Origin of the sequence: Stenotrophomonas maltophilia, assembly GCF_006970445.1 — a bacterium.
Lineage (GTDB): Bacteria > Pseudomonadota > Gammaproteobacteria > Xanthomonadales > Xanthomonadaceae > Stenotrophomonas > Stenotrophomonas maltophilia_AU.
On record NZ_CP033877.1, the window covers coordinates 944,837 to 964,489 of the forward strand.

Here is a 19,653-nt window from a genome sequence, read left to right on the forward strand (position 1 = left end):
CCCGGCCAACAAAAAACCACGGCCCCGAAGGGCCGTGGTCGTCGTGCTTCACATCACAGCGCGATGGATCAGAAGCGCTGCTGGTACTTCATGTAGACGAAGCGGCCGATGTCATAGCCACCGTAGTACGAGAAGGCCGAGTTCGGCTTGGTGTACATGATCGGGCCGGTCTTCTCGAACACGTTGTTGGCACCGACCGAGACGGTGGCATCCCACGGCAGCGAGTAACGGAACTGCACGTCGTGGAAGGTGACCGAACCACGCTCGTTGTAGTTGCGGGCGCCCTTGTACCACGGAGCGTACACGCCCGGATCGGAGCACTCATCCGGATAGGCGCGGATGTCCACGCACTGCTCCTTCACGCCGGAGTAGTAACGCGCGGTCCAGCTGACGCCGAAGTTGCCCAGGTCCCAGCCCAGCACCAGGTTCGAACGGACGCGGAAGTTGCTGCCGATGCCGTTGGAGACGGTCGGCACCACCGTGCTGTCGTTGGTCGAGCGGAACTCGCTCTTGCTGACATAGGTGGTGGCCCAGCCGGCGTTGAACTTGCCGACGCTGGTTTCCAGGCGGTAGTTCAGGTCCAGGTCGTAGCCTTCGGTTTCCATGAAGCCGGCGTTGCGGCTGCCGAACTGCAGGGTGTCGACGATGCCGGCGGTCGGGCCGGTCGACTTGTCACGGGTGAAGCGCTGGCAACGTGCGTCAATGCCCTGCTCGTAGCAGTCGATCAGGATCTGGGTCGGGCTGTCGGCAACGATGGTGTTGTCGATGCGGATCTTCCACCAGTCCAGCGAGGCGTTGAAGTTCTTGATGAAGCTCGGGCTCCAGACCAGGCCCAGCGTCTTGCTGGTCGAGGTTTCCGGGGTCAGGGTCGGGTTGGAGCCCGACACGAACGGCACCGGCGTCGCGTCGACGGAGGTGGCAACCGGCTGGTTGCCCTGGCGCAGCTGGCGGAAGGTCGCGGCATTGGCGATGTCACGCGCGCAGCGGGCACGTACCTCGGCGCTGGTGCGCGAGGAGCCGAACTGCACGTCGCACGGATCGCTGAACTGGGCGAAGGTCTGCGAGCCACCACCGTACAGGTCGCTGATGGTCGGGGCGCGGAAGCCCTCGGCCCAGGTACCACGGACCAGCAGCTGGTCGAACGGCTTCCACTTGAAGCCGAACTTGCTGTTGAGCGTGTTGCCGAAGGTGTCGTAGTCGGAGAAGCGGGTGGCACCGTTGAAGGTCAGTTCCTTCGCGCCCGGCAGGTCCGCCAGCACCGGCACGTTGATTTCCAGGTACGCCTCGTTGACCTTGTAGCCGCCACCGGTCGGGCCTGCGGCCAGGTTGGTGGTGGCGCCGGCCTGCGCCAGCGGATCCGGACGGTACTCACCGGTTTCCTTGCGGCTTTCCACACCGAACGCGAAGCCCAGGTCGCCAGCCGGCAGGGTCACGATGGAACCGGCGATGTTGGCGAAGAAGTTCTTGCTGGTGGTCTTGCCGGTGGTGACTTCCGGCGGGAACAGCCAGGCCTGCAGGTCGGCGTTGCCATCGATGCCGTTCGGATCGATCGTGCCGTACGGCACCAGCGGGTTCCACGGCTTGCACACGTCATAGGAGATCGGCGCAGCAGCGGTGCCGCACTGGACCTTGCCGGTGGCGGCATTGTAGAACGACGGGCCGACGCCGCCGGCGACGCGGGCCTTGTGCAGGTTGCCGGTAGCGATGGTTTCCAGTTCGTTGCGGTTGTACTGATAGCCCGCTTCCCAGTCGAAGAAGCGGCTGCCGATCTCGAACGAACCGTCGAACGACGCCACCGCACGGTAGGTCTTCAGCTCGCTGGTGGTCACGCGCGGCACTTCCCAGGTGCGGCGGTTCCAGGCCACGGCGGTCGGGGTGGCGTAGCCGTGCTGGCGGCCGAACGGATTGAAGTAGCTGTCGATCGACATCGAACCCACGCCAGCGGTGCTGGACTGCAGCGGGTAGCCGGCGATCTGGCGCACGGCCTTGCGCTTGTTGTAGCCCAGCTCGGTGCGGAAGTTGACGTTGTCGGTGATCTTGAAGCGGCCGTCGAAGTACACCGAATCACGCTTGAGCGGGAAGTTCAGGTGCATCTGGTCGTTGGCGTTGCTGACATCGCCAGTGAACGCCGACGGATCGGTGATGTGGTAGTTGGCCGGGTTGGTCGGGTCGGCACCACGGTTGAGCGAGTAGTTGCAGCCGTCCTTCGCGTTGGTGCAGCCCGGGCGACCCTTCAGGCCGGTGAACTGGCCGTACTGGCTGATGGTGGTCCAGTTGGTCAGGTTGTCGGCATGGCGGTCGGTCAGGCCGTAGGCGCTGAAGCCGCGGTCCTTGGCCCACACTGCCTTCTCTTCGGCATGTTCGGCAGCGACGGTCAGCGAGATGCGGTCATTGCTCCAGCCCGCCACCACGTCGAAGCGGTCGCGTGCGCCGTCGCCCTCGCTGAACTGGCCGTGGTAGACGTTGGCGGTCACACCGGTGACATTCGAGCGGGTGATGATGTTGACCACACCGGACATGGCATCGGAACCGTAGATGGCCGACGCGCCATCCTTCAGCACCTCGATGCGCTCCACCGCCGAGACCGGGATCGTGGAGATGTCCTGGTAACCCGAGGTGCTGATGCCCAGGCGCTTGCCGTTGATCAGCACCAGCGTGCGCTGGGTGCCCAGGTTGCGCATGTCGATGTACGAACCACCTGCGTTCTCACCGGCAGTCAGCGCGTTGGCGCGGCTGATCGCCGGGCTGCCCATCGCGGTGACGTTCTGCAGGATGTCGGCGACCGAGCTGAAGCCCTGCTGCTCGATGGCCGTACGGGTGATCGCGAACACCGGCTGGGCGGTTTCCACGTCCACCTGGCGGATGCGCGAGCCGGTGATCTCGATGCGATCGAGGTTGGTGGGAGTGGCGCTGCTGCCGTCCTGGGCAAACGCGGGCAGGGCGGCCAGCGCTGCGGTGGTAGCCAGGGCGTAGCGGATGGCCTGCCCCAGTGCGGTGGTGCGTGAAGTCATGGCGAGCTCTCTCTCTCAGGTCGTGCAAAGGACGCCAAAGTGGGCGTCGAAGGAGCCAGCAGGGTCGATGACCGAGCCGGTGACCCGATAGTAGTCTCGTTAGTTAATGCTCTGTAAAGAGTTCGTATCCATTTATGTCGCAAGACCGCGCGAACCTTCACCAAACGTGAACAAAAGCAGATGCTTACGTGAGGGGGGCGATCGCCCATACCGCGCCGTTGTGTTGCGAGGCAGCACAAAAAACCGCCAGACTGCGCAAAGTGGAAGCGGGAAGTGCGTCACCCCAGTTGTCCTGTGGACAACTGGGGACAGCGTATTCAGGCCACGAACGGACGGAACTGGATGCCCAGCCCGGCGATGCCATCGGTCTCGCCGATCAGGTCGGCGCGCAGCAGCGGACGGGCGTCGATGAAGGCCTGCGGCACGATCAGCGACAGCCGGTTGTCGTCGGCGGTCAGTTCCAGCGCCGGCAGCGGGTCGTCTTCATGGGCGCGGTTGAGCAGCACCGCCAGGCGCAGCAGGGCCGCCAGCCGGCGTGCGGTCAGCAGCAGTCGCTCGGGCAGGGCGTCGAAGGCGGTCTTGGTCACGCTGCGGCGGTGACTGCGCACCAGGGCCGCCAGCATCTGCTGCTCCTGGCGCGAGAAGCCGGCGATATCCGAGTGTTCCAGCACATAGCTGCCATGCACGTGGTAGCCGCTGTGCGCGATCATCAGGCCCAGTTCGTGCAGGCGCGCAGCCCAGCCGAGCATGCGTGCATCGTCGGCATCGAGCCTCCAGCGTTCCTGCACCTGTTCCAGCAGTGACAGCGCGGTCTCCTGCACGCGCTCGGCCTGTACGGTATCGATGCCGTAGCGCTGGCTGAGTGCGGCCACCGACTCATCGCGCAGGTCGTTCTCGCCGGCGCGGCCGACGATGTCATACAGGATGCCTTCGCGCATCGCCGCCTTGCTCACCAGCAGCTTCTGCAGGCCCAGCGCCTGGAACGCCGCTTCCAGCACCAGGATGCCGCCGGCGATGATCGGGCGGCGGTCGCTGGACAGGCCCGGCAACTGGATGTCGTCGATCTTCTTGGCCTTCAGCAGTTCATCGCGCAGCTGCGGCAGGGCCTCGGCGGTGATCGCGCCCTTGCTCAGCTTCATCGTCGCGCAGATCTCGCTGATCGCCTTGTGCGTGCCCGATGAACCCAGCGCTTCCTGCCAGCCCAGCGCGCGATACTTGCTGGCGAAGGGTTGGAACTCGCGGCCGATCTCGGCCAGTGCGTCCTTCCAGCGCTTCTTGCTCAGCTTGCCGCCGGGGAAGAAGCGTCGGGTACTGGCAATGCAGCCGGCCTGCAGGCTCTCGCGCTCCAGGGTCTGCATGCCCATGCCGATGATGAATTCGGTGGAGCCGCCGCCGATGTCGATCACCAGCCGGCGCTGGCCGGGTTTGGGCGGTTGCGCGTGGGCCACGCCCAGGTAGATCAGGCGGGCTTCTTCGCGCCCGCTGACCACTTCGATGGCATGCCCCAGTGCGGTTTCGGCCGGGACCAGGAACGACTGCGGCGAGCGCAGCTGGCGGACGGTGTTGGTGGCCAGCGCGCGTACCCGGTGCGGCGGCACATTGCGGATGCGCTGGCCGAAGCGCGCCAGGCATTCCAGCGCGCGCTGGCGGGCCGCTGCGGAGAGGCCACCCTTGCCATCCAGCCCATCGGCCATGCGCACGGTCTCGCGCAGGCGGTCGATCACCCGCAGCTGGCCGAGCGTGTAGCGCGCGATGACCATGTGGAAACTATTGGAGCCAAGGTCGATGGCGGCCAGCAGGTCGCCATCCTGCAATGCGGGCGGAGTCGTGGTGGTATGCGGCATGGACGAATGTTAGCCGAAGGGGCGGTGTGCTCGTCACCGCACGGCCTTCACATTTTGTAGGGGAGTGCGGCAGGGCTGCGCCCTGCACCTGCCGAATCAACGGCAACGGCAACAGCCGAAGCAAAGGCTGGCTTCCTGTGGGCAGGCAGGGTGAGTCCGGCTGCGGGGGACGCTGCAAGTACGTCCATGTAAGCTCGGTCGCGCCATCCATGGCGCTCACGCCCCCGCAACCGGACCCACCCCGCCTTCGACAGTTCTCTGCGATCTGCCGGGACGGCGTTCTGCGCGGCTGTTGGTGGGTGTCGACCTTGGTCGACACGGTAGATCCACGCCATGCGTGGATGAATCCAAACGTGCCGACCAAGGTCGGCACCTACCGGGTCAGAGCCCCTGCATCAATGCCATCTGCGCAGAATGCGGGGCTTCGTCGTGCGCCGGCGCGCGCTTGTGGTAGATGCCGTCGGCATCCAGTTCCCAGGCGTTGAGATTGTCGTCCAGGTAGTTCTGCAGGACCTCGCGGTAGACCCGCTTGGCCAGCTCCGGATCGAGGATCGGGAAGCAGGTCTCGACCCGGCGCAGCAGGTTGCGTTCCAGCCAGTCGGCGCTGGCGCAGTACATCTCCGGTGCGCCGTCGTTGCCGAACCAGTAGACGCGGCTGTGCTCCAGGAAGCGGCCGACGATCGAGCGCACGCGGATGTTGTCCGAGATGCCCGGCACGCCCGGACGCAGGGTGCAGGCGCCGCGGATGATCAGGTCGATCTGCACGCCGGCCTGCGAGGCGGCATACAGCGCGCGCACCACCTGCGGTTCGTTCAGTGCGTTCATCTTGGCGATGATCCGCGCCGGGCGGCCCGCGGCGGCGACGCGCGTTTCGCGCTCGATGCGGCCGAGGATGCCGGTGTGCAGGGTGAAGGGCGACTGCAGCAGGCGCTTGAGCTTCATCTTCGACGCCAGCCCGGACAGCTGCTGGAACAGCAGGTGCACGTCGTTGCCGATGTCCGCATCGGCGGTGATCAGGCTGATGTCGGTGTACGCGCGGGCGGTGCCGCTGTGGTAGTTGCCGGTGCCCAGGTGCACGTAGCGGCGCAGCTTGCGGCCCTCGCGGCGCACGATCAGCAGCATCTTGGCGTGGGTCTTGTAGCCGACTACGCCGTACACCACCTGCACGCCGGCTTCCTGCAGGCGATCGGCCAGGCCGAGGTTGGCCTCTTCGTCGAAGCGCGCGCGCAGCTCGACCACCACGGTCACGTCCTTGCCGTTGCGCGCGGCCTGGATCAGTGCATCGACAATCAGCGAATCCTTGCCGGTGCGGTACAGGGTCTGCTTGATCGCCAGCACGTTGGGGTCGATCGCCGCTTGCCGGATAAGCTCCAGCACTGCGGTGAAGGCATCGAACGGATGGTGCAGCAGCAGGTCCTGGCGTGCCGCCGTCTCGAAGATGCCGTCGCTGTCGCGCAGCGTGCGCGGCGTCATCGGCGGGTACTTCAGGTCCGGCTGCGCGATCAGGTCGTACAGCTGGATGATGCGGTTGAGGTTGACCGGGCCATCGATGCGATACACCGCGTTCTCGGTCAGGCCGAAATTCTGCAGCAGGGTGCGCACGATCTCGCGCGGCATGTCGTGGGCGATCTCCAGGCGTACCGCCGGCCGGTAGCCGCGGTCGACCAGTTCGTCGCGCAATGCCAGCGCCAGGTTTTCCACTTCCTCCTCGTCCACCACCAGCTCGGAGTTGCGGGTGACGCGGAACTGGTAGGCGCCCTGGACTTCCATGCCCGGGAACAGCTCATCGACGAAGGTCGACAGCACCGAGGACAGGAACACGAAGTTCTGCGGCCCGCCGAGCTTTTCCGGCAGCTGGATGATGCGCGGCAGCGATCGCGGTGCACGCACGATGGCCAGATGGCCGGCGCGGCCGAACGCGTCGGTGCCCTTCAGCACCACCACGATGTTCAGCGACTTGTTGAGGATCTTCGGGAACGGGTGCACCGGGTCCAGGCCCAGCGGCGACAGCACCGGCATGATCTCGTTGCGGAAGTACGCACGCAGCCAGCGTTTCTGGCGGTCGGTCCAGGAATGGCGGCCGAGCACGCCGATGCCGGCGTCCATCAGCGCCGGGCGCAGTGTCTCGTTCCAGCAGCGGTACTGCTGGTCCACCAGTTCCGCAGCGCGGTCATGGATGGCGTTGAGGATGGTCTGCGGGCTCATCCCGTCCGGGGCCGGCGGCAGGCCGAATTCCTGCGCGTGGCGCACGGCGGCGGCGCGGATCTCGAAGAACTCGTCGAGGTTGGTGCAGGAGATGCACATGAAGCGCAGGCGTTCCAGCAGCGGCACCTGCGGGTCCATCGCCTGCGCCAGCACGCGGAAGTTGAAATCCAGCTGCGACAGCTCGCGGTTGATGTACAGCGCCGGGTCGCGCAACGGATCGTTGTCCGGGCTCACGGGGAGGGGGAGGGATCCGAGGCTGCTCATGGCGTCATTCTTCGATGGAGGTCAGGGGGGCGGACTCGCGCGGGCGCACGTGGTCGGCATCGAAATGGCAGGAGAACACCGAGCCCTTGCCGACTTCGCTTTCAATCTCCAGCCGTGCGTGGTGCAGGCCGAGGATGTGCTTGACGATGGACAGGCCCAGCCCGGTGCCGCCGCTCTCGCGTGAGCGGCTGCTGGACACACGGTAGAAACGTTCAGTCAGGCGTGGCAGGTGGGTGGCCGGGATGCCGTAGCCGGAATCGCGCACCGACAGCACCGCGCCGTCGCCTTCGCGGCGGAACTCCACCGCGATGCGGCCACCGGCCGGGGTGTAGCGCACGGCGTTGGTGACCAGGTTGGAGAAGGCGCTGTGCAGTTCCTTGGTCGAACCCTGCAGGTCGACACCGGCGAGGTCGTCGATGCTGATCTGGTGACGGCCCTGGCTGTGCGCCTCGGCTTCGCGGCGCAGCGTCGCCAGCATCGGCTGCATGGCCACGGTCTCTTCCTCGCTGTGTTCCTGCGATTCGAGGCGCGACAAGGTCAGCAGGTCTTCCACCAGCTGGGCCATACGCTGGCTCTGCTTGCGCATTTCTTCCAGCATCGGTCCGGTGCCCGGGAAATCTTCCGGGTCCATCATGTCCAGGTAGCCGTGGACCACGGTGAGTGGCGTGCGCAGCTCGTGTGAAACGTTGGCGACGAAGTCGCGGCGTACCTGTTCCAGGCGCAGCAGCTTGCTGACGTCACGGGCGATCAGCAGCCAGTAATCCGACGAATAGGGAATCAGGCGCAGGTTCAGGCGGATCGCCGGATCGACCGGGGAGGGCACGTCCAGGATCGGTTCGGCATTGCGGCCACCGGCCAGCCAGTGGGCCAGCGGCATTGGCTGCAGGCGTTCGACCAGGGCCTCGCCAAGGTCGCCGGGATGGTGCAGGCCGAGCAGGGCGGTGGCCGCTTCGTTGAACCACTGCACGCGCTGGCTGTTGCGGTCCAGCACCACGACGGCGTCGGGCAGCGCGGCGGCGGCGGCGCGGTAGCTGCGCAGCATGTCCAGCAGGCGGCGCTTGCGCACGCGCATTTCCACCTGGTTGCGGTACAGCAGGCGGTCCAGTTCGTTCCAGACGCCGGTGCCTTCCTCTGCGGTGTCCCAGCGCTGGCGCGCGGTCAGCCGGCGCAGCACGCTGCGCAGTCGCCAGTAATGCCAGGCCAGGGTGGCCAGCGCGCCCAGTGCGATGCACAACCACAGGTGGCCCGTGAACCACCCCACCAGTCCGGCGAACAGCAGTACCGCGGCAACGGTGGCCAGGGTCTTCAACCAGGCAGAGCGGATGTGGCGGGGCATTGCGATCTCGTCGTTGAGGTGCGGCGGTTCACTGGGGTGAACCGAGGGTTATAGCAGAGTTGCCGGCACCGGCACCCGCAGGTGCGCGGTGCCGGCACGACGAGACTCAGGTGGCAGTGGAGAAGCGGTAGCCTGCGCCGCGCACGGTCTGCACCATGTTCTCGGCGTTGAACGGCTCCAGCGTCTTGCGCAGGCGGCGGATATGCACGTCGATGGTGCGCTCCTCCACGTACACGCTGCCGCCCCACACATGGTCCAGCAGCTGGGCACGGGTATAGACGCGCTCCGGGTGGGTCATGAAGAAGTGCAGCAGGCGGTATTCGGTCGGGCCGATCGGCACCGGCTGGTCGTTGGCGAACACGCGATGGGCGGCGCCGTCGATGCGGATCGGGCCAACGGCCACGCTGCCGTCCTCGTCGTCCTCGCGGGCGCGGCGCATGACCGCACGGATGCGGGCCAGCAGTTCGCGCGCCGAGAACGGCTTGACCACATAGTCATCGACACCGGCTTCGAGGCCACCGACGCGATCGTTCTCTTCGCCGCGGGCGGTCAGCATGATGATCGGCACCTCGCGGGTCAGCGTTTCCTTGCGCCAGCGGCGGGCCAGGTCCAGGCCGCTGGTGCCGGGCAGCATCCAGTCCAGCAGGATCAGGTCCGGAACGCGGTCGGCGATGGCGGTCTGGGCCTCACGGGCGTCGCCGGCGTGGACCGGTTCGTAGTCGCCCTTGCGAAGGGCGAAGGCGACCATTTCACGGATCGCGGGCTCGTCATCGACGATCAGGATGCGTTTCTGCACGAGGACACCGTAGGGCTCGGTTACTGGAGTGGTGCCAGTAGACTACGGTTTGATGACATGTTTGTGACTACCCGGCCGGAACCGGCCTGGATTGCCATCGGCCGGTCATGCGGCGCTCAGCGGCGGTCCAGGTCCGGGTCCTGTACGCCCTGCCGGCGGAGCTCAAGCACCGTCGGGGTGATCGATTCGATGCGGGCGTCGACCCGCGCGCGGCCGATGTAATCCAGTGCCGGATTGCGCTTGAGCGCCTGCAGCTGCATCAGCGCCTGTTCCGGCCGTCCGCTGAGGAAGGCCGCCTCGGCATAGGCCTCGCTGGCACGGACGCTGTCGCCGGCGAGCTCGCTGGCGCGGGCGAAACGCTGCTGGAAGACCGGATCGTTACCACTTTGCGACAGCAGGGGGCGCAGCATCGCCTGCGCGCGCTGGCCGGCCTCGCGGTTGCCCTGTTCGTTCAGGATCTCGGCATAGGTCAGTGCCACCGGGCGGCTGTTGGGGTGTTCGCGCAGCAGCTGCTCGAAGCGGCTGTTGGCCTGCGCGGCCTGGCCTGCGCGCGACTCCGCTTCGCCCAGGCCCAGCGCCAGCCACAGGTTGCCGGGGTGGGTCTGCAGCAGGCCGGCCAGGGTCTGCCGGGCCTGGCCGGCACCGGCGCGGCCGCCGCGCATCACCGCCAGCGCCTGGCCATAGCGCTGTGCATCGTTGAGGCCGTCCTTCTGCCGCTTGGCCAGGTCGGCATACTCGCGCTCCAGCTCGGGGGTGGAGTCCGCGCTGAGCACGCGCAGGCGCTCACGCGCCCAGTCGAAGTCACCGCTGGCGCCACGGTTGAGCTGGCCGATCGGCAGGCGCAGCACACTGCTGGGCAGCAGCGGGTTGTTGCCGCGCAGCAGCGGCTCGCCCAGGCTGGGATCGGCCGGGTCCACCCGCTCCTTGCGCTCGCCGGTGGGGGTGCTGGTGGTCAGCAGCACCGTGTCCTTCTTCATCTGCTCGGCGCGGGACTTGGCCTCGCTGATGCGGGTGATGTTGACCGGGTGGGTGCGCAGGAATTCGGGAACGCTGTAGCCCCCTTCGTTGCCGCGCATGGCCGCCGACATCCGCTCGAAGAAGCCGGCCATCGCATCCACGTCGTAGCCGCTGCGCGACAGGGTGCGGATGCCGAGGCGGTCGGCCTCGGACTCGTTGGAACGGGTGTAGTTGATCTGCCGCTGCTGCATCAGGCCCATGCCCGAGCTGATCGCGGCCATCGTCGCGTTGCCGGACGACGTGCTGTTGCTGGCCTGGGCGGCCACCACCGCCGCCAGCATGCCCAGCAGGATCGGGATCTGGTCGCGCTGGGCGCGCTCGACACCGCGCAGCACATGCTGCTGGGTGACGTGGGCGATTTCGTGGGACAGCACCGCAGCCACCTCGTCCTCGCGCTCGGCGGTCAGCACCAGTCCGGCATTGACCCCGATGTAGCCGCCCAGCGTGGCGAAGGCGTTGATCTGGCGGTCGTTCATCACGAAGAAGGTGTACGGCTGCCGCGGCTGGTCACTGTTGGAGCCGAGCCGGGTGCCCATGGTCTGCAGCCAGTCGTTGACCAGCGGATCCTCCAGCAGGTAGCCGTAGTTGCGCAGCTCGCGCAGCATCATCGCGCCGTACTCGGCCTGGCGGGCCGGGGTCAGCAGCTCGCCGGCCGAGGAGCCGATGTCGGGCAGCTTCTCCTGGGCCTGGGCCAGCGGCATGGCCAGGGCCAGGGTGACGGCGGTAGTCAGCAGCAGGGCTCGCAAGCAGAAGGTCCTCGGGCGGGGCGCGCCAAGCGTGGCAGGGCGGGGGGCAACCATTCGTTAATCCACAGTGTTGCGGCCGTGGCGTGGAAATTCCAGCGCACCGGTACCATATGTAGACCGTCGATCCATCGTGGAGTTTCCCGTGACAGCCCAGACCGCCGGCGGTGCCCCCGCCATCACCATCTATTCCACCGCCGTCTGCCCGTACTGCGTGGCCGCCAAGAACTTCCTGAAGAGCAAGGGCCAGCAGTGGACCGAGGTCCGCATCGACCTGGACCCGGCCGAGCGCGAGAAGATGATGGCGCTGACCCGCCGCACCAGCGTGCCGCAGATCTTCGTCGGCGACGTCCATGTCGGCGGCTACGACGACATGATGGCCCTGCACCGTGAAGGCAAGCTCGAGCCGCTGCTGGCCGGGCAGGGCCAGGCATGAGCGCGGCCGACGACGGCAGCAAGGACCGCATCGCCGAGTTCACCGAGTTCCGCAAGCGCATGAACGAGCGCATCCTGGGCGAACCGAACCAGGTGGTGCGCCGCTTCTTCGCGCTGGATACGCAGACCTACCAGGCCGGCGCACTGGACGTGAAGACCAAGGAGCTGCTGGGCCTGGTGGCCTCGATGGTGCTGCGCTGCGACGACTGCATCAGCTACCACGTGGCCCAGTGCAAGGACGCCGGCGTGACCCGCGAGGAGTTCTTCGAGACCTTCTCGGTCGGCCTGGTGGTGGGCGGTTCCATCGTGATCCCGCACCTGCGCCGCGCGGTCGACTTCCTCGACCAGCTCGAAGGCGGCGCCGCCGCCCCGGAAGCGCACGCGCATTGAGGGTAGTGCCGGCCGCTGGCCGGCATCCCCTGAACCCGACATGGCCGAGGTTGCCGGCCAGCGGCCGGCACTACCGCGCCCGCGAGGGCTTTCCCCGCAATCCAACAGCCCAGGAGCCCCCTTGTTGTTCAAGGGGGCGCGCCGACAGGCGCGGGGATAAGGTGGGATGCGCGGGCAATTCTGCCTGGGCCGGGCACTGGGACCATGGTCTATTTGGGACCTCGGCCCCGGCTCAGGCATAATTGCTGGTGAAACTTCCTTTGCGCCGGCGTTTCCGGGCACGTCCGGACGGCGTTTTTCCCCCTGTTCGGAACATCGATCAATGACGCAGAAAATTACGGTCATCCGCGGCGACGGCATTGGCCCGGAAATCATGGACGCCACCCTGTTCGTGCTCGACCAGCTCAAGACTGGCCTGGAGTACGAAGACGCCGACGCCGGCCTGGTGGCCCTGGAAAAGCACGGCGACCTGATGCCGGCGGTGACCCTGGAATCGATCGCGCGCAACAAGGTCGCGCTGAAGAGCCCGCTGACCACCCCGGTCGGTGGCGGCTTCACCTCGATCAACGTCAGCCTGCGCCGTCACTTCGACCTGTACGCCAACGTGCGTCCGGCCCACACCTTCCCGAACACCAAGTCGCGTTTCGACAACGTCGACCTGATCACCGTTCGTGAAAACACCGAAGGTGCCTACCTGGCCGAAGGCCAGGAAGTGTCGGCCGACGGCGAGACCGCCTTCTCCGGCACCCGCATCACCCGCAAGGGCTCCGAGCGCATCGTGCGCTACGCCTTCGAGCTGGCCAAGAGCACCGGCCGCAAGAAGGTCACCGCCGTGCACAAGGCCAACATCATCAAGTCGACCTCGGGCCTGTTCCTGAATGTCGCCCGTGAAGTCGCCGCGCAGTACCCGGAGATCGAGTTCCAGGAAATGATCGTCGACAACTGCTGCATGCAGCTGGTGATGCGTCCGGAGCAGTTCGACGTGATCGTCACCACCAACCTGTTCGGTGACATCATCTCCGACCTGTGCGCGGGTCTGGTCGGCGGCCTGGGCCTGGCCCCGGGTGCCAACATCGGCAAGGACGCGGCGATCTTCGAAGCCGTGCACGGCACCGCGCCGGACATCGCCGGCCAGGGCAAGGCCAATCCGTGCGCACTGCTGCTGGCAGCCGCACAGATGCTGGACCACGTCGGCCAGCCGGAAAACGCCGAGCGCCTGCGCAAGGCCATCGTGGCGACCATGGAAGCCAAGGACTCGCTGACCGGCGACCTGGGCGGCACCGGCACCACCATGAGCTTTGCCCAGGCCATCGCCAGCCGCCTGTAAGCGGCCGGCCGACCTCGGTTGGATCCACAGCGGGGCGCCTTCGGGCGCCCCGTTGCGTTGTGGGCCGGCTCGGTAGATCCACGCCATGCGTGGATGACGGGGCCCTTGGGTCCGCAGCTACCCATAGGGAGCCCCGCAGGGGATTTTCTGTGCGTATATCGCACAGATCATGTGCCTCTACGTGGCTGGTTCGTGCGTCATGTGCTCGGCATCCTGTGCCCACTTTCCACCGCACAGGAGCTTGAACATGAACCTCACCGCCTTTGGTCTGGCCAGCCTGATCGGCATGGCCACCGCTACCTCCGTTGCCGCTGCCGAGCCGGCCCATCCCACCATCCGCCACATGGCCGGCGCGCCTGTCGCGACCTCGCTGGATGCGGCGAAGACCGCCGTACTCGTGATCGACTTCCAGAATGAGTACTTCGATGCCAAGGCCGCACCGGGCTTTGCCGGTGGCCGCATGGTCATTCCCGATGGCGTGGCCGCGCTGCGGCAGGCGAAGCGGGTGGTCGAATTTGCCGACGCCCACGGCATCCGCGTGATCCATGTGCAGCACGTGCTTCCGGCCGGCGCACCCCTGTTCGCGCAGGGCAGCGTCAATGCTGCCTTCCATCGCGACCTGCAGCCGCGCCAGGGCGAGACCGTGGTGCAGAAGGACAACGTCAGTGTGTTCGCCGGCGCGTCCGCCGCCGCGCTCGACCAGGTGCTGAAGAGCGCCGGCATCGACACCCTGATCGTCACCGGCCTGCAGACCCACGCCTGCGTGGCCGGTGCCGCGCGCGATGCGGCGGCCGCGCCACGTGGCTACCGGGTGATCGTCTCGTCCGATGCCAGCGCCAGCCGTGACCTGGACCTGGCCGGCGGCCAGCGCATCGACCATCGGGCGCTGCATGAAGCCTCTCTGGCCCAGATCGAGGACACCTTCGGCGATGTCATGACGACTGACGCGGTCCTGGCACTGCCGGTGCGCAAGGCTGGCGACGGCGCTTGATAAGCTGGCCGGGCCCGCATGCCGCGGGCCCCGCCACCTGGAGCTGCCCGCCGATGGATCACTTCGCCGCCCTGCGTGCGCTGCGCGCCATCGTCGACGCGGGCAGTTTCACTGCGGCCGCCGAACGCCTGGGGAGCACCCACTCGGCGATGTCGCGGCAACTGCGGCAGCTGGAAGAACACCTGCAGGTGCGCCTGCTCGATCGCAACAGCCGTCGGCTGTCGTTGACCGAGGCCGGGCGCGATTACTACCGTGAGGCGGCAACGCTGCTGGACCGCCTGCAGGAAGCCGACGACCGTGCCCGTGCCGGGCAGGCGCAACCCAGCGGCAGCGTACGGATCAGCGTGCCGCAGGTGGTGGCCAGCCAGGAGCTGCCGCACTGGCTGCCCTCGTTCCTGCAGCGCTACCCGCAGGTCACGCTGGACTTGTCGGCGGATGATCAGCTGGTGGATGTGGTGGGCGGTGGTTTCGACCTGGCGCTGCGTATTGCGGCTGCATTGCCGGACAGCCAGCTGGTCGCACGCGAGCTGGCCAGCTGTCCGCGCATCCTGGTCGCCGCACCGGCCTACCTGGCACGCCATGGCCTGCCGCGACAGGCCGCCGATCTCGAACAGCACACGCTGCTGGGTTTCAGTCCCACGCCATCCATGCCGCCCTGGCAGTTGCAGGGGCCGCGCGGCGCAAGCGAGAGCGTTGAAGCCGGGCAGCGCCTGCGCGTGGATGCCACGCCCGCGCTGTACGCCGCCGTGCTGGCCGGTATGGGCATCAGCCTGTTCACCGCGCTGACCGTGCAGGAGGACCTGCGCGCCGGTCGTCTGATCCGCGTGCTGCCGACCTGGCATGCCGGCCAGCGACGCTACTTCGCGTTGTATCCGCATGCACGTGCGCTCGCGCCCAAGGTGCGTGCGCTGGTCGAGCACCTTGCGGCGCACTACGCTGCACCGATGGGCGCGGCAGGTTAGTCGCGCGGCTGAAGCCGAGGTGGTGATGGAGTCGGTCTATCTGTTGGTCGCGCTGGGCGCGATCGTCGCCGGATTCGTGCAGGGCCTGTCCGGTTTCGCTTTCGGCATGGTGGCGATGTCGTTCTGGGCATGGGGACTGGAGCCGCGACTGGCCGCCACGCTGTCGGTGTTCGGGGCGCTGGTCGGTCAGCTGGTCGCGGTGTTCACCGTGCGCCGCGGGTTCAACCTGCGCCTGCTGCTGCCGTTCGTGCTGGGAGGCCTGGCGGGCATTCCGCTGGGCGTGATGGTACTGCCGCAGCTGGACATGGACTGGTTCAAGGCGCTGCTCGGTGGCTTTCTCGCGCTGTGGTGCCCGGTGATGCTGATGGCGCGCTCGTTGCCGCCGGTTACCGTCGGCGGTCGTGTCGGCGATGCGATCGCCGGCATGGCCGGTGGCGTGCTCAGCGGCATTGGCGGTTTCGCCGGACCGGTGCCGACGCTGTGGAGCACGCTGCGTGGCTTCGGCAAGGACGAGCAGCGCGCGGTCATCCAGAACTTCAATCTGGCGATGCTGGCGGTAACCATGGCCACCTATGTCGGGAGTGGCCTGGTGAGCCGGCAGATGCTGCCGTACTTCGCCATCGTGGCACCGGCCATGCTGGTGCCGACCCTGTTGGGTGCGCGTGTCTACATCGGCATCAGCGAGGCGCGCTTCCGGCAGATCGTACTGAGCCTGTTGACCGCCTCGGGCATCGCGCTGCTGGCGTCGTCGCTGCCGGTGCTGCTGGCGCGCGCTGTCACGGGCTGAGATTCAGGTCGGGCGGAACATGCGGAAGCGCTGTTCGGCGCCGATGCGGAAGTAATCGGCAGGCCCGCCGCCGCGCAGGATCGGTGCCGCCGCCGCGGTGTCGTAGATGCCATCGACCAGCAACCGTGCATCGATATGCACCGCCACCACTTCGCCCAGCACCAGCCAACCGTTGGTGTCCTGTCCGCCGGCATCGCGCAGGCGCACGATCTGGGTGCAGCGGCATTCCATGCTCACCGGGCTCTGTGCCACGCGCGGTGGCGCCACCTGCGTGGATGCCAGCGGGGTCAGGCCGGCGAGGGCGAACTCGTCGACATCCGCTGCAACCGCGCGGCAGCTTTCGTTCATGGCCTCTGCCAGGTCGAAGGTGGCCAGGTTCCAGACGAACTCGCCGGTGGCTTCGATGTTGCGCAACGAGTCTTTGCGGCCCTGGCTGGAGAAACCGATGATCGGCGGGGTGTAGTTGAAAGCGTTGAAGAAGCTGTAGGGCGCCAGGTTCAACGTGCCTTGCGCGTCGCAGCTGGAAATCCAGCCGATCGGGCGCGGGCCGATGATGGCGTTGAACGGGTCATGCGGCAGGCGGTGGCCTTCAGCCGGGCGGTAGCTGTGGAAGGTGTCGGTCATGGGGGCGTGTTCCGTAGCGTCGAGCGTGCTCGACTCTACCGCCTGAAACAGCCGAGCAGGCGCGGCCCACAAAAAAAGCCGCGACCCTTGCGGATCGCGGCTTGTCGTTTTCGGCGTGGCTGGACTCAGCGCTGCTGGATCTTCGACAGCAGGCGCAGGAATTCGACGTACAGCCAGACCAGGGTCACCATCAGGCCGAATGCGCCATACCACTCCATGTACTTCGGCGCGCGCTGGGCCACGCCGGTTTCGATGAAGTCGAAGTCCAGCACCAGGTTCAGCGCCGCCACGACCACCACGAACAGGCTGAAGGCGATGCCCAGCCAGCTGGAGTCGTGGATCACCGGCACATTGATGTTGAAGAAACCCAGCACGAACGAGGCCAGGTAGAGCAGGGCGATGCCGCCGGTGGCGGCGACCACGCCCATCTTGAAGTTCTCGGTGGCCTTGATCACGCCGCTGCGGTATGCGAACAGCAGGGCGAACAGGGTGCCGAAGGTCAGCAGCACTGCCTGGAACACGATGCCCGGGAACTTGGCGTTGAACACGGCCGAGATGGCGCCGAGGAACAGGCCTTCCACCAGCGCGTACATCGGCGCGGTGACCGGAGACCATTCCTTCTTGAAGATGGTGATCAGCGCCAGCACCAGGCCGCCGATGGCGCCGCCCATGGCATACAGCTTGGCTCCGGCCATGACCTGGCCGTAGTCGTCGATGGTCTGGTTCCAGGCGAAAGCGGCCGTCAGCACGGTCAACAGCAGCAGGAAACCGGTCTTGTTGACGGTGCCGTTGAGGGTCATTGCCTGGTCGGGGCTGGTCACCACCGAACCGCTGGCGAGGTCGAGGAAGGTCGACTCGGAAAGAGCCGGGTTGCCGCTGCGCATGCGTGTTCTCCGTGCGAATGAGGGTCGAGACGGCCATCCGGCCGATGACCGCGAGCATAGCCGATGACCACGCATGGCGCCGTGGCAGACGTCAGGTTCGAGCGTTCCGCGTTGACAGTTCGCGACCGGCTTGGCGACAATGACCAACTCCCCGGGCCTGACCCGAGGGGATTGCAAGACCGGGGTATAGCGCAGTCTGGTAGCGCGCCTGCTTTGGGAGCAGGATGTCGGGGGTTCGAATCCCTCTACCCCGACCAATCCCACATCACGTCGGATTGGACACCGTTCCGGTTCGGGCGCCCGTAGCTCAACTGGATAGAGCACCGGCCTTCTAAGCCGGCGGTTACAGGTTCGATTCCTGTCGGGCGCGCCATCTGAAACCCCCGATTCCTCATTCGCCGCCGGCCCCCGCCTGGCTTCGCGCTGCGTTGGCGCGCATTCAATCTGGCCCAACGCGGGCAAGGCATAGTCGGCCTGGCCCCATGCAGGGGTGCCCGCCATGAGTCCTTCCTCCATGAACGTTGTGCGATCACGCTGGCTGCTGCTGGCGATGGGCCTGACGCTGTGCGCGCAGGCCGCCGCCGAGCCCGTCATTGCGGTCTATCGCGGCGAGGCGGGTTGTCCGGGCTGTTCGGAGGCGGTCGAGCAGGCCATCCACCGTTCGCATCCGGACGATCGCGTGGTCTTTCTGGGCCCGGACGAGGCCGCCGATGTCGATTCGCTCGCCGTGTCGCGCTACCGCGCCTATGTGCAGCCGGGGGGCGGGCAGGACATCGATGCCGCGATGGAGGCCGTCGGAGAAGGTGGAGCTGCGGCCATCCGCCGCTTCGTCGACGCCGGCGGAACCTACATCGGCCTGTGCATGGGCGCCTATCTGGCGGGCGTATCGCATTTCGGCCTGCTTGCGCAGGACCTGGACGCTGAGGCGGGAAGGCCGGGGTTCCCGGTGAAGGATGAGGACGATGCGGTGATTCCCGTCACCTGGAACGGGGGGCGGCAGACGGTGTACTTCCAGGACGGCCCCTATCTCCACGCGGTGCCGCGTGATCAGGGATTCAGGGTGATTTCGCGCTATGCCAATGGCGACATCGCGGCTGCGTCGTATCGTCATGGGAAGGGCGTGGTGGTGCTGTCCGGCCCGCATCCGGAAGCTTCGGCGGAGTGGTTCGGAGCGGCAGGGATCCCGCTTTCGCAGATGCCTTCGAGCGATCTGTTCAAGGATCTGCTGGATGCTGACCGACCATGAACTGGTGGTGTGACTGCGGCGGAGCGGGGTGGAGCGCGGCCCTGCACATCAATGTGAAGAAATGCTTGCAATTCCTTCGCGACTCCCGGAAAATGCCGGACTCGCTTCGGGGGACGGACTTCTGGTTCGGCCCGGTCGCAAAGCACAAGGTTCCATCGCTGGCGGTATCGGCGGGGAGCGAAAGTTTCAGTGGTGGCTGTAGCTCAGTTGGTTAGAGTACCGGATTGTGATTCCGGTGGTCGGGGGTTCGAATCCCCTCAGCCACCCCACTGATTCAACCGTGTCGGCGCAGTCGAAACGGTATTGCAATAAACAGAAAGCACGCTATAATGTGCGTCTGAGTTTCACGGGCCGTTAGCTCAGTTGGTAGAGCAGTTGACTCTTAATCAATAGGTCCAAGGTTCGAATCCTTGACGGCCCACCAAGACAGAAGCCACCTGGTACGCCAGGTGGCTTTTTTCTTATATAAGTGTGACCCTTTCGTTTCGATGGGTCACACGTTGCAGGGCCCCGCCTGGCGTGGATCTGCAACGCAGCGGGATCGCAGTGCTGGTTTCAACGATGTTGAAGAAAGTGCTTGCACCCACCGAGCGGATCGGGTCATAATTCGCGCCCCGATTTCGGGCTGTTAGCTCAGTTGGTAGAGCAGTTGACTCTTAATCAATAGGTCCAAGGTTCGAATCCTTGACAGCCCACCAGACGAAAGCCACTTGGTTCGCCAAGTGGCTTTTTTCTTGTCTGCGCGCCGGGTTGCGCTTGCGGATGTCAGTGCGCTGGCTGGTGTGGAGCCC

The 19,653-nt window shown here is 66.5% G+C and carries 15 protein-coding genes and 5 tRNA genes; 12 read left to right on the plus strand and 8 right to left on the minus strand.

The features are described 5' to 3' along the window. Window positions 1–68: 68 nt before the first annotated feature. The 6 genes from EGM71_RS04250 to EGM71_RS04275 form a co-directional block, all read right to left on the minus strand. Entirely contained in the window at window positions 69–3,011 is a 2,943-nt protein-coding gene (locus EGM71_RS04250) for a TonB-dependent receptor domain-containing protein (RefSeq protein ID WP_188488002.1), read from the minus strand. 317 nt (window positions 3,012–3,328) lie between these two features. Then, entirely contained in the window at window positions 3,329–4,855 is a 1,527-nt protein-coding gene (gene ppx / locus EGM71_RS04255; protein WP_188488004.1) for an exopolyphosphatase, read from the minus strand. A gap of 381 nt (window positions 4,856–5,236) precedes the next feature. Continuing rightward, on the minus strand, window positions 5,237–7,324 hold the full coding sequence (gene ppk1 / locus EGM71_RS04260; protein ID WP_188488006.1) for a polyphosphate kinase 1: 2,088 nt from the start codon (window positions 7,322–7,324) through the stop codon (window positions 5,237–5,239). Between the two features lie 4 nt (window positions 7,325–7,328). After that, entirely contained in the window at window positions 7,329–8,660 is a 1,332-nt protein-coding gene (gene phoR / locus EGM71_RS04265; protein WP_188488008.1) for a phosphate regulon sensor histidine kinase PhoR, read from the minus strand. A 106-nt stretch (window positions 8,661–8,766) separates the two neighbouring features. Then, window positions 8,767–9,456, minus strand: a complete 690-nt coding sequence (gene phoB, locus EGM71_RS04270; RefSeq protein WP_005408258.1) for a phosphate regulon transcriptional regulator PhoB — start codon at window positions 9,454–9,456, stop codon at window positions 8,767–8,769. A gap of 116 nt (window positions 9,457–9,572) precedes the next feature. After that, on the minus strand, window positions 9,573–11,273 hold the full coding sequence (locus EGM71_RS04275) for a M48 family metalloprotease (RefSeq protein WP_188488010.1): 1,701 nt from the start codon (window positions 11,271–11,273) through the stop codon (window positions 9,573–9,575). 88 nt (window positions 11,274–11,361) lie between these two features. On the opposite strand from EGM71_RS04275, the gene grxC reads away from it, so the two are divergent. The 6 genes from grxC (at window position 11,362) to EGM71_RS04305 (ending at window position 16,108) form a co-directional block, all read left to right on the plus strand. Continuing rightward, window positions 11,362–11,652: a glutaredoxin 3 gene (gene grxC / locus EGM71_RS04280; RefSeq protein ID WP_004154541.1), complete on the plus strand. Its 291-nt coding sequence runs from the start codon at window positions 11,362–11,364 to the stop codon at window positions 11,650–11,652. Next, the gene (locus tag EGM71_RS04285; protein ID WP_032129080.1) at window positions 11,649–12,041 is read left to right on the plus strand and encodes a carboxymuconolactone decarboxylase family protein; all 393 of its coding nucleotides are present in this window, start codon (window positions 11,649–11,651) and stop codon (window positions 12,039–12,041) included. The genes grxC and EGM71_RS04285 overlap by 4 nt, the downstream gene beginning before the upstream one ends. 322 nt (window positions 12,042–12,363) lie before the next feature. Continuing rightward, window positions 12,364–13,368 carry an isocitrate dehydrogenase gene (locus EGM71_RS04290; RefSeq protein WP_014036138.1) on the plus strand — a complete coding sequence of 335 codons (1,005 nt, stop codon included), beginning with the start codon at window positions 12,364–12,366 and terminating at the stop codon, window positions 13,366–13,368. A gap of 247 nt (window positions 13,369–13,615) precedes the next feature. Then, complete coding sequence (locus EGM71_RS04295) at window positions 13,616–14,359, plus strand: cysteine hydrolase family protein (RefSeq protein ID WP_188488012.1); 744 nt, start codon at window positions 13,616–13,618, stop codon at window positions 14,357–14,359. Window positions 14,360–14,412: 53 nt separating this feature from the next. Further along, on the plus strand, window positions 14,413–15,321 hold the full coding sequence (locus EGM71_RS04300) for a LysR family transcriptional regulator (RefSeq protein WP_188488014.1): 909 nt from the start codon (window positions 14,413–14,415) through the stop codon (window positions 15,319–15,321). 25 nt (window positions 15,322–15,346) lie between these two features. Further along, complete coding sequence (locus tag EGM71_RS04305) at window positions 15,347–16,108, plus strand: sulfite exporter TauE/SafE family protein (protein WP_188488016.1); 762 nt, start codon at window positions 15,347–15,349, stop codon at window positions 16,106–16,108. A 3-nt stretch (window positions 16,109–16,111) separates the two neighbouring features. Here the strand turns inward: EGM71_RS04305 and EGM71_RS04310 are convergent, their stop codons facing one another. Beyond that, a complete protein-coding gene (locus EGM71_RS04310; RefSeq protein WP_188488018.1) occupies window positions 16,112–16,732 on the minus strand; it encodes a flavin reductase family protein in 621 nt (206 codons plus the stop codon). Window positions 16,733–16,857: 125 nt separating this feature from the next. Then, window positions 16,858–17,616, minus strand: a complete 759-nt coding sequence (locus EGM71_RS04315; RefSeq protein WP_188488020.1) for a Bax inhibitor-1/YccA family protein — start codon at window positions 17,614–17,616, stop codon at window positions 16,858–16,860. A 180-nt stretch (window positions 17,617–17,796) separates the two neighbouring features. Here EGM71_RS04315 and EGM71_RS04320 point away from each other — a divergent pair. The 6 genes from EGM71_RS04320 (at window position 17,797) to EGM71_RS04345 (ending at window position 19,560) form a co-directional block, all read left to right on the plus strand. Continuing rightward, window positions 17,797–17,873: transfer RNA gene (locus EGM71_RS04320), tRNA-Pro, on the plus strand. A 39-nt stretch (window positions 17,874–17,912) separates the two neighbouring features. Further along, window positions 17,913–17,989 (plus strand) — tRNA-Arg (locus EGM71_RS04325). 126 nt (window positions 17,990–18,115) lie between these two features. Continuing rightward, entirely contained in the window at window positions 18,116–18,862 is a 747-nt protein-coding gene (locus EGM71_RS04330; protein WP_223224534.1) for a BPL-N domain-containing protein, read from the plus strand. 192 nt (window positions 18,863–19,054) lie between these two features. After that, a tRNA-His gene (locus EGM71_RS04335) sits at window positions 19,055–19,131 on the plus strand. 79 nt (window positions 19,132–19,210) lie between these two features. Further along, window positions 19,211–19,286 (plus strand) — tRNA-Lys (locus EGM71_RS04340). 198 nt (window positions 19,287–19,484) lie between these two features. After that, window positions 19,485–19,560: transfer RNA gene (locus EGM71_RS04345), tRNA-Lys, on the plus strand. Window positions 19,561–19,653: the final 93 nt, after the last annotated feature.

Bases quoted from the DNA above. Each gene is read 5' to 3' on its own strand.
- EGM71_RS04250 (WP_188488002.1), bottom strand. From the start codon at position 3,011: ATGACTTCACGCACCACCGCACTGGGGCAGGCCATCCGCTACGCCCTG.
- ppx (WP_188488004.1), bottom strand. From the start codon at position 4,855: ATGCCGCATACCACCACGACTCCGCCCGCATTGCAGGATGGCGACCTG.
- ppk1 (WP_188488006.1), bottom strand. From the start codon at position 7,324: ATGAGCAGCCTCGGATCCCTCCCCCTCCCCGTGAGCCCGGACAACGAT.
- phoR (WP_188488008.1), bottom strand. From the start codon at position 8,660: ATGCCCCGCCACATCCGCTCTGCCTGGTTGAAGACCCTGGCCACCGTT.
- EGM71_RS04275 (WP_188488010.1), bottom strand. From the start codon at position 11,273: ATGGTTGCCCCCCGCCCTGCCACGCTTGGCGCGCCCCGCCCGAGGACC.
- EGM71_RS04285 (WP_032129080.1), top strand. From the start codon at position 11,649: ATGAGCGCGGCCGACGACGGCAGCAAGGACCGCATCGCCGAGTTCACC.
- EGM71_RS04290 (WP_014036138.1), top strand. From the start codon at position 12,364: ATGACGCAGAAAATTACGGTCATCCGCGGCGACGGCATTGGCCCGGAA.
- EGM71_RS04295 (WP_188488012.1), top strand. From the start codon at position 13,616: ATGAACCTCACCGCCTTTGGTCTGGCCAGCCTGATCGGCATGGCCACC.
- EGM71_RS04300 (WP_188488014.1), top strand. From the start codon at position 14,413: ATGGATCACTTCGCCGCCCTGCGTGCGCTGCGCGCCATCGTCGACGCG.
- EGM71_RS04305 (WP_188488016.1), top strand. From the start codon at position 15,347: ATGGAGTCGGTCTATCTGTTGGTCGCGCTGGGCGCGATCGTCGCCGGA.
- EGM71_RS04310 (WP_188488018.1), bottom strand. From the start codon at position 16,732: ATGACCGACACCTTCCACAGCTACCGCCCGGCTGAAGGCCACCGCCTG.
- EGM71_RS04315 (WP_188488020.1), bottom strand. From the start codon at position 17,616: ATGCGCAGCGGCAACCCGGCTCTTTCCGAGTCGACCTTCCTCGACCTC.
- EGM71_RS04330 (WP_223224534.1), top strand. From the start codon at position 18,116: ATGAGTCCTTCCTCCATGAACGTTGTGCGATCACGCTGGCTGCTGCTG.